General features: G+C 67.1%; 12 protein-coding genes. 5 read left to right on the forward strand and 7 right to left on the reverse strand.

Translation table 11 applies throughout. The features are described from left to right. Nucleotides 1–77: 77 nt before the first annotated feature. Nucleotides 78–422 (forward strand): SH3 domain-containing protein, encoded by a 345-nt coding sequence (locus tag PVW46_RS11930; protein ID WP_052244193.1) that lies wholly within the window; start codon nucleotides 78–80, stop codon nucleotides 420–422. Between the two features lie 12 nt (nucleotides 423–434). Here PVW46_RS11930 and PVW46_RS11935 read toward each other — a convergent pair whose 3' ends face one another. Further along, the gene (locus tag PVW46_RS11935) at nucleotides 435–1,094 is read right to left on the reverse strand and encodes a sulfotransferase family 2 domain-containing protein (RefSeq protein WP_043135849.1); all 660 of its coding nucleotides are present in this window, start codon (nucleotides 1,092–1,094) and stop codon (nucleotides 435–437) included. A 153-nt stretch (nucleotides 1,095–1,247) separates the two neighbouring features. Between PVW46_RS11935 and PVW46_RS11940 the strand changes: the two genes are divergently transcribed. The 3 genes from PVW46_RS11940 (at nucleotide 1,248) to PVW46_RS11950 (ending at nucleotide 4,351) form a co-directional block, all read left to right on the forward strand. Then, nucleotides 1,248–2,876: an AMP-binding protein gene (locus PVW46_RS11940; RefSeq protein ID WP_069209339.1), complete on the forward strand. Its 1,629-nt coding sequence runs from the start codon at nucleotides 1,248–1,250 to the stop codon at nucleotides 2,874–2,876. A gap of 248 nt (nucleotides 2,877–3,124) precedes the next feature. Then, entirely contained in the window at nucleotides 3,125–3,250 is a 126-nt protein-coding gene (locus PVW46_RS11945; RefSeq protein WP_083242263.1) for a DUF1330 domain-containing protein, read from the forward strand. Between the two features lie 84 nt (nucleotides 3,251–3,334). Beyond that, entirely contained in the window at nucleotides 3,335–4,351 is a 1,017-nt protein-coding gene (locus PVW46_RS11950) for a hypothetical protein (RefSeq protein WP_069209340.1), read from the forward strand. Nucleotides 4,352–4,430: 79 nt separating this feature from the next. Here PVW46_RS11950 and PVW46_RS11955 read toward each other — a convergent pair whose 3' ends face one another. From PVW46_RS11955 to PVW46_RS11980, 6 genes are all read right to left on the reverse strand, one after another. Continuing rightward, nucleotides 4,431–5,648 (reverse strand): SPOR domain-containing protein, encoded by a 1,218-nt coding sequence (locus tag PVW46_RS11955; RefSeq protein ID WP_139132287.1) that lies wholly within the window; start codon nucleotides 5,646–5,648, stop codon nucleotides 4,431–4,433. 186 nt (nucleotides 5,649–5,834) lie between these two features. Then, nucleotides 5,835–6,467 carry a uracil phosphoribosyltransferase gene (upp, locus tag PVW46_RS11960; protein ID WP_069209341.1) on the reverse strand — a complete coding sequence of 211 codons (633 nt, stop codon included), beginning with the start codon at nucleotides 6,465–6,467 and terminating at the stop codon, nucleotides 5,835–5,837. Further along, nucleotides 6,464–7,498, reverse strand: coding sequence for an adenosine deaminase (locus PVW46_RS11965; protein WP_082024503.1), 1,035 nt, complete (start codon nucleotides 7,496–7,498; stop codon nucleotides 6,464–6,466). Before PVW46_RS11965 ends, upp begins: the two co-directional genes overlap by 4 nt. Continuing rightward, complete coding sequence (locus tag PVW46_RS11970; RefSeq protein ID WP_274576035.1) at nucleotides 7,495–8,700, reverse strand: phosphopentomutase; 1,206 nt, start codon at nucleotides 8,698–8,700, stop codon at nucleotides 7,495–7,497. The genes PVW46_RS11965 and PVW46_RS11970 overlap by 4 nt, the downstream gene beginning before the upstream one ends. Continuing rightward, complete coding sequence (locus PVW46_RS11975) at nucleotides 8,697–9,989, reverse strand: thymidine phosphorylase (RefSeq protein ID WP_069209343.1); 1,293 nt, start codon at nucleotides 9,987–9,989, stop codon at nucleotides 8,697–8,699. The genes PVW46_RS11970 and PVW46_RS11975 overlap by 4 nt, the downstream gene beginning before the upstream one ends. Then, the gene (locus tag PVW46_RS11980) at nucleotides 9,989–10,381 is read right to left on the reverse strand and encodes a cytidine deaminase (protein WP_043135829.1); all 393 of its coding nucleotides are present in this window, start codon (nucleotides 10,379–10,381) and stop codon (nucleotides 9,989–9,991) included. Before PVW46_RS11980 ends, PVW46_RS11975 begins: the two co-directional genes overlap by 1 nt. Nucleotides 10,382–10,598: 217 nt before the next feature. On the opposite strand from PVW46_RS11980, the gene PVW46_RS11985 reads away from it, so the two are divergent. After that, entirely contained in the window at nucleotides 10,599–12,878 is a 2,280-nt protein-coding gene (locus PVW46_RS11985; RefSeq protein ID WP_069209344.1) for an NADP-dependent malic enzyme, read from the forward strand. The last annotated feature ends 88 nt before the right edge of the window (nucleotides 12,879–12,966 follow it).

Consider the following 12,966-nt stretch of genomic DNA (forward strand, 5'->3'; position numbering starts at 1 on the left):
CAAGGACGTGTCCCGGAATCGGTGCATGACTTTACATGCGCCGCACCCGGCGCCCCCTTGCGACAGGAGTTCATGACATGACACGTTTACTGGCCCTAACCGCCGCAGCCCTGCTGGCCACCGTCGCCCCGCAGGCCCGGGCCGGGGATTGCACCGGATGGGTCGTCGGCCTGCGCCCGATCAGCCAATACAACCACGCCACCGGAAACGGGTTCCTGGCGGTGCGCACCGGCCCCGGCTCGCGCTACCAACAGATCGGCGAGCTGTACCTGGGCGATGAAATCGCGGTCTGGAACCGATCGGGCAGTTGGTACCAGGTGCAATGCATGTCGGGCCGTTGCCTGAATCCGCTCTGGGGCGCGGCCAACCCGAACGGCTGGGTCTATGGCCAGTATCTCAACATTGGCGGCGTCTGCCCCTGATCGCGGGACGGGTCAGTCCTGCGCGCCAAAGCGATAGCCAAAGCGCGCGATGTCCTCGGCACAGACCTCGGCCACGATCGCGCGGGTTTCGGCGTCGTAGTACCCGGCATGGTCCGTTCGTCGGTCCGAGCGGTTCTCGTGCGGCACCTCGGGCCGGAACCCAAGATGCGCGACCAGCGGCGCCATGTTCGCATCGAGCTGTTCCAGGCGCAGGAAATGCCCGTGTTCGCGCCCCCCGGCGTCGCGCATGTACCTTGCGTAGGGCCAGGCGCGCAGCGTGGCCTGCGTATGCCCCTGGCGCAGGAAACCCGCGAAATCATGCGCCTTGGCCAGGGTCACGGCGGGATGGTCGAACGCCTGTTCGCGCAGCCAGTGATAATAGCTGACCACCCGGTCCCAGGGGTTGCGGACGAGGCAGAAACAGAACATCCCCGCGATCTCCTCGGCGGTCAGCGCACCGTCGAGATCCGCAAGGGTCGAATGTTTCCAGATCCGCCCCTGCGCGCGTTCCGCCAATGCCTTGGCCCGGGGCCGCCGCCGCCGCGCCTTGGGCGTGTCTCCGATGAGGATGTCGTCCCGATGCGCGCGCGCCTCCAGCGCCAGCGCCATCGAGGTGCCGCCGGTCTTGGGGATATGGACAAAGATGTACTGGCGACCGGGCGACAGGATCATTGCGTCAGGTTAGACTAGGACCCGATCCGGAGGAAAGGCGATAGCGCGGCACCCTCCGGACGATCACCGTGGCGAAATGCTCCTCCGAACGGGGCTTTTCTTGCGCAACTTTCTTGCGCATAGTCCGCCCGAAACCTGGCAACGGAGGATCTCATGGGCTGGCTTGCTGACGAAACCGGACTGGGCAAAAACACGGCGAATTTCGTTCCGCTGACCCCGCTGAGCTTTCTGCGTCGCGCGGGCACGATCTGGCCGGATCACCTGGCCGTGGTCTACGGCCCACACCGCAAGACCTATGCCCAGTACATCAACCGCGTCACGCGGCTGGCCTCTGCCCTGGCGCAATCCGGCGTCCGCCCCGGCGACGTGGTGGCGACCATGCTGCCCAACATCCCCGCCCAGGCCGAGGCGCATTTCGGCGTGCCCGCCTGTGGCGCCATCCTGAACGCGATCAACACCCGGCTGGACGTGACCACCGTGGCCTATATCCTCGACCACGGCGGCGCCAAGGTCGTGCTGTGTGATCCCCAGTTCCTCCCCATCCTGGCCGAGGCGACCGAGATCATGGAAGGTGAACCGCCCATGATCGTCGAGGTCGCCGACGACCACGCGGGCGTGCACGGCCACGGCCATTACACCGACTACGAGGCCTTCCTTGAAACCGGCGACCCCGAGTTCGACTGGATTATGCCGGAGGACGAATGGGAGAGCATCGCGCTCAACTATACCTCGGGCACCACCGGGCGGCCCAAGGGCGTGGTCTATCACCACCGCGGCGCCTACCTGAACGCGATGGGGCAGATCCTGTCCTGGCGCATGGTGCTGCACCCGGTTTACCTGACCATCGTGCCGCTTTTCCATTGCAACGGCTGGTGCCACACTTGGATGATGCCCGCGCTGGGCGGCACCATCGTCTGCTGCCGCGAGATCCGCGCCAAGGCGATCTATGACGCCATCGCGGACGAGGGCGCGACCCATTTCGGCGGTGCGCCGATCGTCCTGAACACGCTCATCAACGCACCCGAGTCCGAGCGGCGCGACTTCGACCATGTGGTCGAGGTCTTTACCGCCGGCGCCCCGCCCGCCCCCGCCACCCTGGCCAAGATCGAGCCGATGGGGTTCAACGTGACGCAGGTCTACGGGCTGACCGAAACCTACGGTCCGGCCACGGAATGCACCTGGAAAGCCGAGTGGGAGCCGACAAGGGGCGACGAACGCGCCGCCATAAAGGCCCGGCAGGGGGTCGCCATGCCCTTCATGGAGGACATCACCGTCCATGACGAGGCCGGGACGGACGTCACACGGGACGGCGAAACCAAGGGTGAGATCAAGTTCCGCGGCAACGGCGTGATGAAGGGCTATTACAAGAACCCCAAGGCAACGTCGGAAAGCTTTGCCGGCGGCTATTTCCATTCTGGCGACATCGCCGTGATGCACCCGGATAACTACTTGCAGATCGCCGACCGGGCCAAGGACATCATCATCTCGGGCGGCGAGAACATCTCGTCCGTCGAGGTCGAGGGCGTCCTGATGGGCCATGACGCGGTGCTGCTGTGCGCCGTGGTCGCCAAGCCGGACGAAAAATGGGGCGAGGTGCCCTGCGCCTTCGTCGAGCTGAAAGACGGGCACGAGGTCACCGAGGCCGACCTGGTCGCCTATGCCCGCGAGCGGCTGGCAGGGTTCAAGACGCCCAAGGCCGTGGTCTTCCAGGAGCTGCCCAAGACCTCGACCGGCAAGATCCAGAAATTCGCCCTGCGCGAGGCGGCCAAATCGTTGGGGTGACCTGGCATCATCTTTGTCACACCCTCAAATGCTGTAGCGAAATATTATCTTCCCATCGGCCAGGGCATGTCGTGTCCTCGGATAAGACTGCCTTTGCCGCCCCTTGGCGGATGGACGAGTGTTGACGTCATTGCCTGCCTGACGCCCGTCCCAGAGCAGATGGACGCCTAACAGACCTACCTCGCAACCGCCTTGCCGCTGCTGGAAAAGGTGGGCGGCAAGCTATCGCAGCAGTCCCGGTGGGCGTTATGGTGGTGGGCGAACACCCCGACATCGCGGCGGTCCATGCCCTGTTCGACAGCGACGAGTACCAGCAGTTGATCCCGGTGCGGGACCGGGCCTTCAGCACCAACAGCGTCTCCATCATCAGCTGATCGTCCCGCCTGCTGCGCAGGCCAGATTGCCCAGCCCCGCGCCCCGTGCTAGCGTCGCGAAAACGCGAGGCAGAGCAGGCCCCGATGACCGCCCTGAAACAGTTTTCCCGTCTCGAAGCGACCGGCCTCTGGCGTCCGTCGCCGGACGAGCAGCGACGCGAGGTGATCGTGTCCCTGGGCGAGGCGACCCTGACGCTTTCGGACATCAACGGCACCGCGCTGGCGCATTGGTCCCTGGGGGCGGTCAACCGGGCCAACGGCAAGGATATTCCGGCCATCTACCATCCCGACAACGCGCCCGAGGAAACGCTGGAACTGGACGGCTCCGAGAGCGAGATGATCAACGGGATCGACCGGCTGCTGCGTGCCATCGACCGGCGCCGTCCGCGCCCCGGCAAGCTGCGGTTCCTGCTGACGGGCGGCACCCTCGCCGCGATCGCGGCGGCGGCCATCTTCTGGGTGCCGGATGCGCTGGAACGCTACGCGGTGACCGTGGTGCCGCCGGTCAAGCGGGTCGAGATCGGCAACAACCTCTTGCAGCATATCGAGAGGGTCGCGGGCAAACCCTGCGCCACGCGGGACGCGCAGCAACCGCTGGACCGGCTGGCCAACCGCCTGCTCACCCGCGGGCGGATCGTGATCCTGCCCGGCGGCGCGCGGGTCAGCGCGCATCTGCCCGGCGGGATCGTCCTGCTGAACCACGGGGTCGTCGAGGATTTCGAGGACCCCGACGTCGCGGCGGGCTTTGTGCTGGCCGAGGCCGTGCGGGCCTCGGAAACCGATCCGCTGGCCGCGCTGCTGGATCACGCGGGACTGGTGGCCAGCCTGCGGCTCTTGACGACGGGCGCCCTGCCCGATGGCGCGCTGTCGTCCTATGCAGAACACCTCATGGCCGAAACGCCTGCCTTGCCGCCGGTCGATCCCCTGATCGCCGCCTTTGACCGCGCCGAGATCCGCAGCACGCCCTTTGCCTATGCGCTGGACATCACCGGAGAGCGGACGCTTGCGCTGATCGAGGCGGACCCCCGCGCCGGCGACGGCAGCCGGCAGGTGCTCAGCGATGCGGACTGGGTGCGCCTGCAGGGAATCTGCGGCGCCTGAGAGCCTGACAAGGCGACCCAAAGGAAAACGCCCGCCTGCCGAGGGCACGCGGGCGTCGAAGGATCGCGATGGATCGCGTTCAGCGGATGTAGGCCTGGGTATACCCGGTGCCGTGGACCCGGCGCAGCGCCATCTTCAGCTCATCGAAAGAGGCATAAGGCCCAACCCGCAGCAACGACAGGTCCTGCCCGTTGCGGCTGACATTCGCCATGCGCACGCTGAGACCCGAGGATTGCAGCCGATGCGCCGCATACCGGGCCTTGTCCGACGTGGTAAAGGCCCCGACCTCGATCCAGCGGCCCACCTTGACCTCCGGTTCCCCAGTCGACTTGGGCGCCTTGCCGCTGGAGGCGACGATGGCGGTCAGCGGCAGCGGCGACTTGGCCCGGCCAGCGATGACCGGCGGCTCGACCTCGTGGCGGCGGGCCTGGACGACCAGCTTGCGCGGAACGGTGTTGGTCCAGACCTTCTGAGTGTCCTGATGGCCCTTGACGGTCTGCCAGGCGCGGTAGGGGTTCAGCCGGTCATCACTCCAGGCGGGGCGATAGCCCGTCGGGACATGCGCGACCTGGGTGTCCTGCTCCTCGAGGACATGTCTGGGCACGATGCGCGTTTCCGGCGGCAGGCTCAGGCTGCTGCCGTCCCAGCTGTTCTTGTTGTAGTAGACGTTCTTGCCCGGCGCGGGCGCCTCGCCACGGCGGATGATGGTGGCATGGGGCGCCGTCTGCGGGCCGCAGCTGGCGCGCAGCTTCATCCCGTTCACGACGCGGAAGGTCTCGCCGTTGACGCATGCATATTCGCCCGGTGCGGCCTGGGGCGCGGGGGCCTTTGCAACCGGTGCGGCGGCTTTGGGCACGCGGCGGACGACGCGCGGCTGTTGTGCCGCCATCGGCTTGGCGGCGCGGACGGTGGCGCGCGGCTTGGCGGCGGGGGCCGTGGTCGTCGTGCGCACCGGGGCCGGGGCAGCGGCAGGCGGTGTCGCCGTGATCTGGACCGGCTTGGTCGTGGTGGGCGCCGGCGCGGCAGGCGCGGCCACCTTTTGCGATCCGAAGGTCGGTGTCTGGCCGCAGATCTGCTCACGCTGGCGCGAGACGCGCGGCACCCAGGTCACCGCCCCGTCATAGCCGGCGCGCACATAGACACAGCCCCGGTTATCGACGAACTGGCGCCCCGTGTAAGAGGCCGGCGGAAAGTTGGCCGGGACGTCCCGGGCGGAGGTTTGCGCCGCCGCTGGCAGAGAGAAAATTCCGAATCCGGAAACGGCAAGCGCAAAAATAGAGAGCGTTTTCAAGGTCATGTCTGTCCCCACAGATGATACCCAACAGAGTACCGCGTCAAAACATGACCTGTAAAGCCTTGAAAACCTTAGGCTGCCCGAGTTGTCCACAGAAGGGTCTGCCGAAAACGGGAGGTTTTCCCGGTGTCTTTCATGGCTGGCGGGGCGCCTGTTCCAAGAGTTGCGCCCGCCCTGCCGCCTGCGCCTTTATTTGGTGCCGAACATCCGGTCGCCCGCGTCACCGAGACCCGGCACGATATAGCCTTTTTCGTTCAGCCGCTCGTCCAGCGCGGCGGTGACGACCGGCACGTCCGGATGCGCCTCTGCCATGCGCTGCACGCCCTCGGGCGCCGCCAGCAGGCAGAGAAAGCGGATGTCAGTGGCGCCTCCCTGTTTCACCAGGTCGACGGCAGCGGCCGAGGAATTGCCGGTGGCCAGCATCGGGTCCACCACGATCGCGAGGCGAGAGTTCATCTGCGTTGGCAGCTTGTTGTAATATTGGACCGGCTGCAGCGTCTCCTCGTCGCGGTAGAGCCCGACAAAGCCGACCCGCGCCGCCGGGACCAGTTCCAGAATGCCGTCCAGCAGGCCATTGCCCGCCCGCAGGATCGAGATCAGCGCCAGTTTCTTGCCCTCGATCACCGGCGCGTCCATCTCGCACAGGGGCGTCTCGATGCGTCGCTCCGACAGGGGCAGATCACGCGTGATCTCATAGGCCAGAAGCAGGCTGATTTCCCGCAACAGCCGCCGGAAGCTGGCGGTCGAGGTGTCCTTTTCGCGCATCAGGGTCAGCTTGTGCTGAACCAGCGGGTGTTTGACGATCGTAAGGGTCTCGCTCATGCCTGCTCCAGTTTCTTCAGGACCGCCTCTTTCGTGGCCGCGTCGCAGAATGCGGCATCAAGGGCGGTGCGGTTGATCTCTGCGAATATCTCTTCGTCCCAACCAAAGGCGCGCGCAAGGCCAAGGTACTCTTGCCGCATGCTGGTATGGAAGAATGGCGGATCATCGGTCGAAACGGTGACTTTCACGCCCCGTTTGCGCAGCATGTCGATGGGATGTGCCCTGAGCGCGGGATAGACCCCAAGGAAGACATTGGACCCCGGACAGACCTCCAGCGTGATCCCGCGCTCGGCCAGCATGTCGACCACGGCCAGGTCGGGTGCGGCGCGCACGCCGTGGCCGATACGCTCGACCCGCAGGTCCTCGACCGCCTCGCGCACTTCCTGCGGACCGTTCCATTCGCCCGCGTGGCTGGTCAGCCGCAGCCCCGCTTCGCGCGCCATGTCGAAACTGTAGGCAAAGTCGCGTTGCTTGCCCTGTTTCTCGTCCCCCGCCATGCCAAAGCCCACCAGCCAGTCGCCGGCGGTTTCCGCCGCACACAGCGCCGCGCGCTTGGCCTTTTCCGGGCCGAAATGGCGGATGCAGGTGACCACGCCGCGCAGGGTCACGCCCATGTCGCGTTCCGCCGCCTCTGCCGCCTCGCGGATCGCCTGCAGGTATTCGCGCCAGGCGCCGAGATCGCCGCCACCGCAGAAATCCGGGCTGAGAAAGGTTTCCGAATAGACCACGCCGTTCTTCGCGCTTTCCTCCAGCACGGCGGTGCAGAGGCGGGCGAAATCCTCGGGGGTTTTCAGGACAGAGGTCGCCGCCTCGTAGACCTCGAGGAAATGCCAGAAATCGCGGTAGGCGTACGACCCGTCCTCATTGAAGATCCGCGCGATGTCGACCTTCTTCTGCTTGGCCAGCCCACGGATGAAGGCGGGCGGCGCACCGCCCTCGAAATGCAGGTGCAGTTCGACCTTGGGCAGGCGCGCGATACGGTCCAGCTGTTCCTCGTCCGTGATCGGGCGGCGCTCGTCTTCGTCTTTCACAGGAAACTCCTTCCCGGCCCTTGGGCCGGCACATCCAGATGCGCGGCGATACTGGCCGCCACATCCGCAAACCCAACCTGCCCGATGCCGCCGTCGCCCCGACCGGCGATCAGCACCGGCACCCGTTCGCGGGTGTGATCCGTGCCGGTCCATGTCGGGTCGTTGCCGTGGTCGGCGGTGATCAGCATCAGATCGCCCTCGCGCAGGCGCCGCAGCAGGCGGGCCAGTTCCGCGTCGAACCATTCCAGGTGCCGCGCATAGCCCGAGACATTGCGGCGGTGGCCGTACAGACTGTCGAACTCGACGAAATTGGCAAAGGTGAGCGAGCCCTCCTCGGCCTCGTCCACCAGGTCCGACAGGTGCCGCATCAGGCTGGCATCATCGCCCTTGCGGACCTCGTCGATGCCGCTCATGGAAAAGATGTCACCGATCTTGCCCACCGCGTAGACCCGGCGGCCCGCCTCCTGCACCCAGTTGGTCAGGATCGGTTGCGGCGGCTTGATCGCATAGTCATGCCGGTTGCCGGTGCGGGTGAAACTGCCGGGTTCACCGACAAAGGGCCGCGCGATCACCCGGCCCACCTTCATCGCGTGCAGGGTCGGCGCCAGATCGGCACAGAGCGTCAGCAGCCGGTCGAGGCCAAAGTGCTCCTCATGCGCGGCGATCTGGAAAACGCTGTCGGCGGAGGTGTAGCAGATCGGTTTGCCGGTGCGGATGTGCTCTTCGCCGAACTGGTCCAGCATGACGGTGCCGGAGCCGTGGCAATTGGCCAGCACACCATCGGTGCCGGCAAGGCGGCAGACCTCGTCGGTCAGATCTTTCGGAAAGGCGGGCACCCTGTCGGGGAAATAATGCCAGTCCCAGGGCACCGGCAGGCCGGCCAATTCCCAGTGGCCAGAGGGCGTGTCCTTGCCCTTCGAGACTTCCGTGGCCGCCCCCCATAGGCCGGTCACGGGTTGATCCCCGGCGCGGGCGCCACCAGAGGCCAGGTCGGCGGCCTGGTACAGGCCAAGCCCGGCCAGGGTGGGCAGGTGCAGCGGCCCGCTGCGCCCTTCCTCTGCCGCGCCCCGCGCGCAGGCGTCAAAGATATGGCCCAACGTATCGGCGCCGGTATCGGGCACGCCGTCGTTGAAATAGCTGGCCGCATCCGGCGCACCGCCGATGCCGACCGAATCCATGACCACCAGAAAGGCCCGCATCAGCTCACCCGTTCCAGAACCAGAGGCGTCGCGGCGGGCGCGGTCTCGCCCAGCGTGATCGCCTCCAGAACCGCCTGCGCCGCTGCCGCCGCCTGTCCCTCGCGCGCCGCGTGCACGCGGCACAGCGGCTGCCCCCGGCGGACCCTGTCCCCCAGGCGCACCATGTCCGACAGGCCCACCGCCGGGTCCACCATGTCCGTCTCGACCCGGCGCCCGCCGCCCAGGTCGACCACGGCGAGGCCCAGCGCCTCGCCGTCCATCTCTGTCACCACGCCATCGGCGGGGGCGGGCACCTCCAGGATCACCGTCGCCTCGGGCAGAAACCGCCGCCAGTCCTCGACAAAGGACAGCGGCCCGCCAAGGGCATAGACCATGCGGCCAAACCGTTCCGCCGCCGCGCCACTGGTGATGGCCTTGCGCAGCTTGGCCTCGCCTCCCTCGATCCCGGCAGTGGTCAGCAGCTCAGCCCCCAGCGCAATGCTGAGGTCCAAAAGCGGCCCCGTCGCCTCGCCCGTCAGCACCGCCATCGAAACATCGACCTCCAGCGCGTTGCCCAGCGCGGGGGCCAGCGGTTGCGACATGTCGGTGATAAGCGCGGTCGTGGGGCACCCGGCGGCATTGGCGGTGCTCACCAATGCCTCGGCCAGCGCGCGCGCCTCGTCGGGGGACTTCATGAAGGCGCCGGAGCCGGTCTTGACGTCCAGCACCAGCGACTGCAGCCCGGCGGCCAGTTTCTTGGACAGGATAGAGGCGGTGATCAGGTCGAGGCTCTCGACCGTCGCCGTCACGTCGCGGATCGCGTACAGCCGCTTGTCCGCGGGCGCGATGTCGGCAGAGGCGCTGACGATGGCACAGCCGACATCACCCACCACGTGCCGCAACATGGCCTCGTCCACGCCGACCGAATAGCCGGGGATCGCTTCCAGCTTGTCCAGCGTGCCGCCGGTATGGCCCAGCCCCCGGCCGGAAATCATCGGCACATAGACCCCGCAGGCGGCCAGCGCGGGCGCCAGCACCAGCGACACGCAATCGCCCACACCGCCGGTCGAATGCTTGTCCACCACCGGCGCGTCCAGGTCCCAGTCCAGCACATGGCCCGAATCCCGCATCGCCAGCGTCAGCGCCACGCGCCCGGCCTCGGACAGGCCGCGCAGGCAGACACCCATGGCGAAGGCCCCGCCCTGGGCCGCGCTGACCGTGCCATCTGCCAGCCCTTGCGCGAACCAGGCCAGGTCGCGCGGCGACGGGTCCTCGCCCCGCCGCAACTCGGTAATGACCCGCCTTGCGTCCATCACGCGCGGTCCATGTGGCTGTTGGCAAAGGCACCGGGCAGCAGATCGGCCACGGTCACCTTTTCTTCGACCCCGTCCAGCGTGGCCAGCGTCACGGGCGTGTGCCCCTTGGCAAACTCGAACAGTTTCTGCCGGCAGCCACCGCAGGGGGGCACCGGGTGCGCGCTGTCGGCGATGACATAGGCTTCGGCGATCTCGGTCTCGCCCGCCGCCACCATCGCCGCGATTGCCCCCGCCTCGGCGCAGGTGCCTTCGGGGTAGGCGACGTTCTCGACGTTGCATCCGACATAGACCGCCCCCGAGGGCGTGCGCAGCGCGGCCCCCACCTTGAAATTGGAATAGGGCGTATAGGCGTTTTCGCGCACGGCGCGGGCCGCATCGGCAAGGGACATGAAACCTCCGGGACTTCGGGCCTTCATCGTGAAACTGGCGCGCCGCGATTGCAAGCGTGAACGCCGGGTCGCCCTGGTCGGAATATCCGCCATTCCCGGCACCGGTCCTCTCTCGCGATTTACAAAATTAGCCGAAAACTGTACCGCCAAAGAGGAGTCTTCACCCGGCGTTCACGATTGTTTACCGTTGAACTACCCCTGTCCGAAAGGCCTGCCCATGACCGAATCCAGCAACGAAACCTTGCGCCAGGCGGCCCTGTTCTACCACGAGAACCCAAAGCCCGGGAAACTCGAGGTCCGCGCGACCAAGCCGCTGGCCAATGGCCGCGACCTCTCCCGAGCCTATTCCCCCGGCGTCGCCGAGGCCTGCTTGGAGATCAAGGCCGACGAGGCCGCCGCCGCCCGCTACACCACCCGTGGCAACCTGGTGGCCGTGGTCTCGAACGGCACCGCCGTCCTGGGGCTGGGCAATATCGGCGCGCTGGCGTCGAAGCCGGTGATGGAAGGCAAGGCCGTCCTGTTCAAGAAATTCGCCGACATCGACTGTTTCGACATCGAGGTGAACGAACCCGACCCCGAGAAGCTGGCCGAGATCGTCTGCGCGCTGGAGCCCACCTTCGGCGCAATCAACCTCGAGGACATCAAGGCGCCCGACTGTTTCATCGTCGAAAAACTCTGCCGCGAGCGGATGAACATCCCCGTTTTCCACGATGACCAGCACGGCACCGCCATCGTCGTTGGCGCCGCGGCCACCAACGCGCTACACGTCGCGGGCAAGGCCTGGGGCGACATCAAGGTCGTCAGCACCGGCGGCGGCGCGGCGGGCATCGCCTGCCTCAACATGCTGCTGAAACTGGGCGTCAAGCGCGAGAACGTCTGGCTTTGCGACATTCACGGGCTGGTCTACGAAGGCCGGGCAGAGGACATGAACCCGCAAAAGGCCGCCTTTGCCCAGGCCTCCGACAAGCGCACGCTGGACGAGGTGATCGACGGCGCCGACCTCTTCCTGGGTCTCTCCGGTCCCGGCGTCCTGAAACCCGAACTGGTCAGGCGCATGTCGCGGCGCCCGATCATCTTTGCTCTGGCCAACCCCACGCCCGAGATCATGCCAGACCTCGCCCGCGAGGCGGCCCCGGATGCGATCATCGCCACCGGGCGCAGCGACTTCCCCAACCAGGTCAACAACGTCCTCTGTTTCCCCTTCATCTTCCGCGGTGCGCTGGACGTCGGCGCAACAGAGATCAACGACGCCATGCAGGTCGCCTGTGTCGAGGGCATCGCGGCGCTGGCCCGTGCCACGACGTCGGCAGAGGCCGCCGCCGCCTACCGGGGCGAGCAGCTGACCTTCGGCGCCGACTACCTGATCCCCAAGCCCTTCGATCCGCGCCTCTCCGGCGTCGTCTCGACCGCAGTGGCCCGCGCGGCGATGGAAAGCGGCGTCGCCATGCGCCCGCTCGAGGACATCGAGGCCTACAAGCAGCGCCTTGACGCAAGCGTCTACAAGTCCGCCCTGCTGATGCGCCCGGTCTTCCAGGCCGCCGCCACCGCCAGCCGCCGCATCGTCTTTGCCGAGGGCGAAGACGAACGGGTCCTGCGCGCCGCCCAGGCGATCCTCGAGGAAACCACCGAAACCCCGATCCTGATCGGCCGCCCCGAGGTGATCGAGACCCGATGTGAGCGCATGGGCCTCGAAATCCGCCCGGACCGCGATTTCAACATCGTGAACCCGGAGAACGACCCGCGCTACCGCGACTACTGGGAAACCTACCACCAGATCATGGCGCGGCGCGGCGTCACGCCGGACCTCGCCCGCGCGATCATGCGCACCAACACCACCGCCATCGGCGCCATCATGGTGCAGCGCGACGAGGCCGACAGCATGATCTGCGGCACCTTCGGCGAATACCGCTGGCACCTGAACTATGTCCGCCAGATCCTCGGCTCGGCCAAGCTGCACCCGCATGGCGCGCTGTCGCTGATGATCCTCGAAGACGGGCCACTCTTCATCGCCGACACCCACGTGCGGTTGCTGCCCACGCCGGAGGAACTGGCCCAGACCGCCATCGGCGCGGCACGGCACGTCCGGCGCTTCGGGATCGAGCCCAACATCGCCCTCTGCTCGCAATCGCAGTTCGGCAACCAGGCCGAAGGCTCGGGCCAGCGGCTGCGCGCGGCGCTCGAGATCCTCGACGATCGCGGCTGCGACTTCTGCTACGAGGGCGAGATGAACGTGGACGCCGCGCTCGACCCCGAGCTGCGCGCGCGCCTCTTCCCCGGCAACCGGATGCAGGGCGCGGCCAACGTGCTGATCTTCGGCCATGCGGATGCCGCCTCGGCCACGCGCAACATCCTCAAGATGAAGGGCGGCGGGCTGGAGGTCGGGCCGATCCTGATGGGCATGGGCAACCGCGCCCATATCGTGACACCCTCGATCACCGCGCGGGGCCTGCTGAACATGGCCGCCATCGCAGGTACGCCGGTCGATCACTACAGCTGAGCCGGCGGCGCGGGCCCGAACCCGCGCGATGGGGGCTCTGCCCCCGTCGCCTCCGGCGCCTCCCCCGAGGTATTTTTCAAACCAAAGA

It is taken from the genome of Mameliella sp. AT18 (assembly GCF_028807275.1).
Lineage (GTDB): Bacteria > Pseudomonadota > Alphaproteobacteria > Rhodobacterales > Rhodobacteraceae > Antarctobacter > Antarctobacter albus.

Excerpts from the sequence above, each read along its gene's own strand:
- upp (WP_069209341.1), bottom strand. The coding sequence starts at position 6,467 with ATGAGCGAGACCCTTACGATCGTCAAACACCCGCTGGTTCAGCACAAG.
- PVW46_RS11945 (WP_083242263.1), top strand. The coding sequence starts at position 3,125 with ATGGTGGTGGGCGAACACCCCGACATCGCGGCGGTCCATGCCCTGTTC.
- PVW46_RS11985 (WP_069209344.1), top strand. The coding sequence starts at position 10,599 with ATGACCGAATCCAGCAACGAAACCTTGCGCCAGGCGGCCCTGTTCTAC.
- PVW46_RS11975 (WP_069209343.1), bottom strand. The coding sequence starts at position 9,989 with ATGGACGCAAGGCGGGTCATTACCGAGTTGCGGCGGGGCGAGGACCCG.
- PVW46_RS11955 (WP_139132287.1), bottom strand. The coding sequence starts at position 5,648 with ATGACCTTGAAAACGCTCTCTATTTTTGCGCTTGCCGTTTCCGGATTC.
- PVW46_RS11930 (WP_052244193.1), top strand. The coding sequence starts at position 78 with ATGACACGTTTACTGGCCCTAACCGCCGCAGCCCTGCTGGCCACCGTC.
- PVW46_RS11980 (WP_043135829.1), bottom strand. The coding sequence starts at position 10,381 with ATGTCCCTTGCCGATGCGGCCCGCGCCGTGCGCGAAAACGCCTATACG.
- PVW46_RS11950 (WP_069209340.1), top strand. The coding sequence starts at position 3,335 with ATGACCGCCCTGAAACAGTTTTCCCGTCTCGAAGCGACCGGCCTCTGG.
- PVW46_RS11935 (WP_043135849.1), bottom strand. The coding sequence starts at position 1,094 with ATGATCCTGTCGCCCGGTCGCCAGTACATCTTTGTCCATATCCCCAAG.
- PVW46_RS11940 (WP_069209339.1), top strand. The coding sequence starts at position 1,248 with ATGGGCTGGCTTGCTGACGAAACCGGACTGGGCAAAAACACGGCGAAT.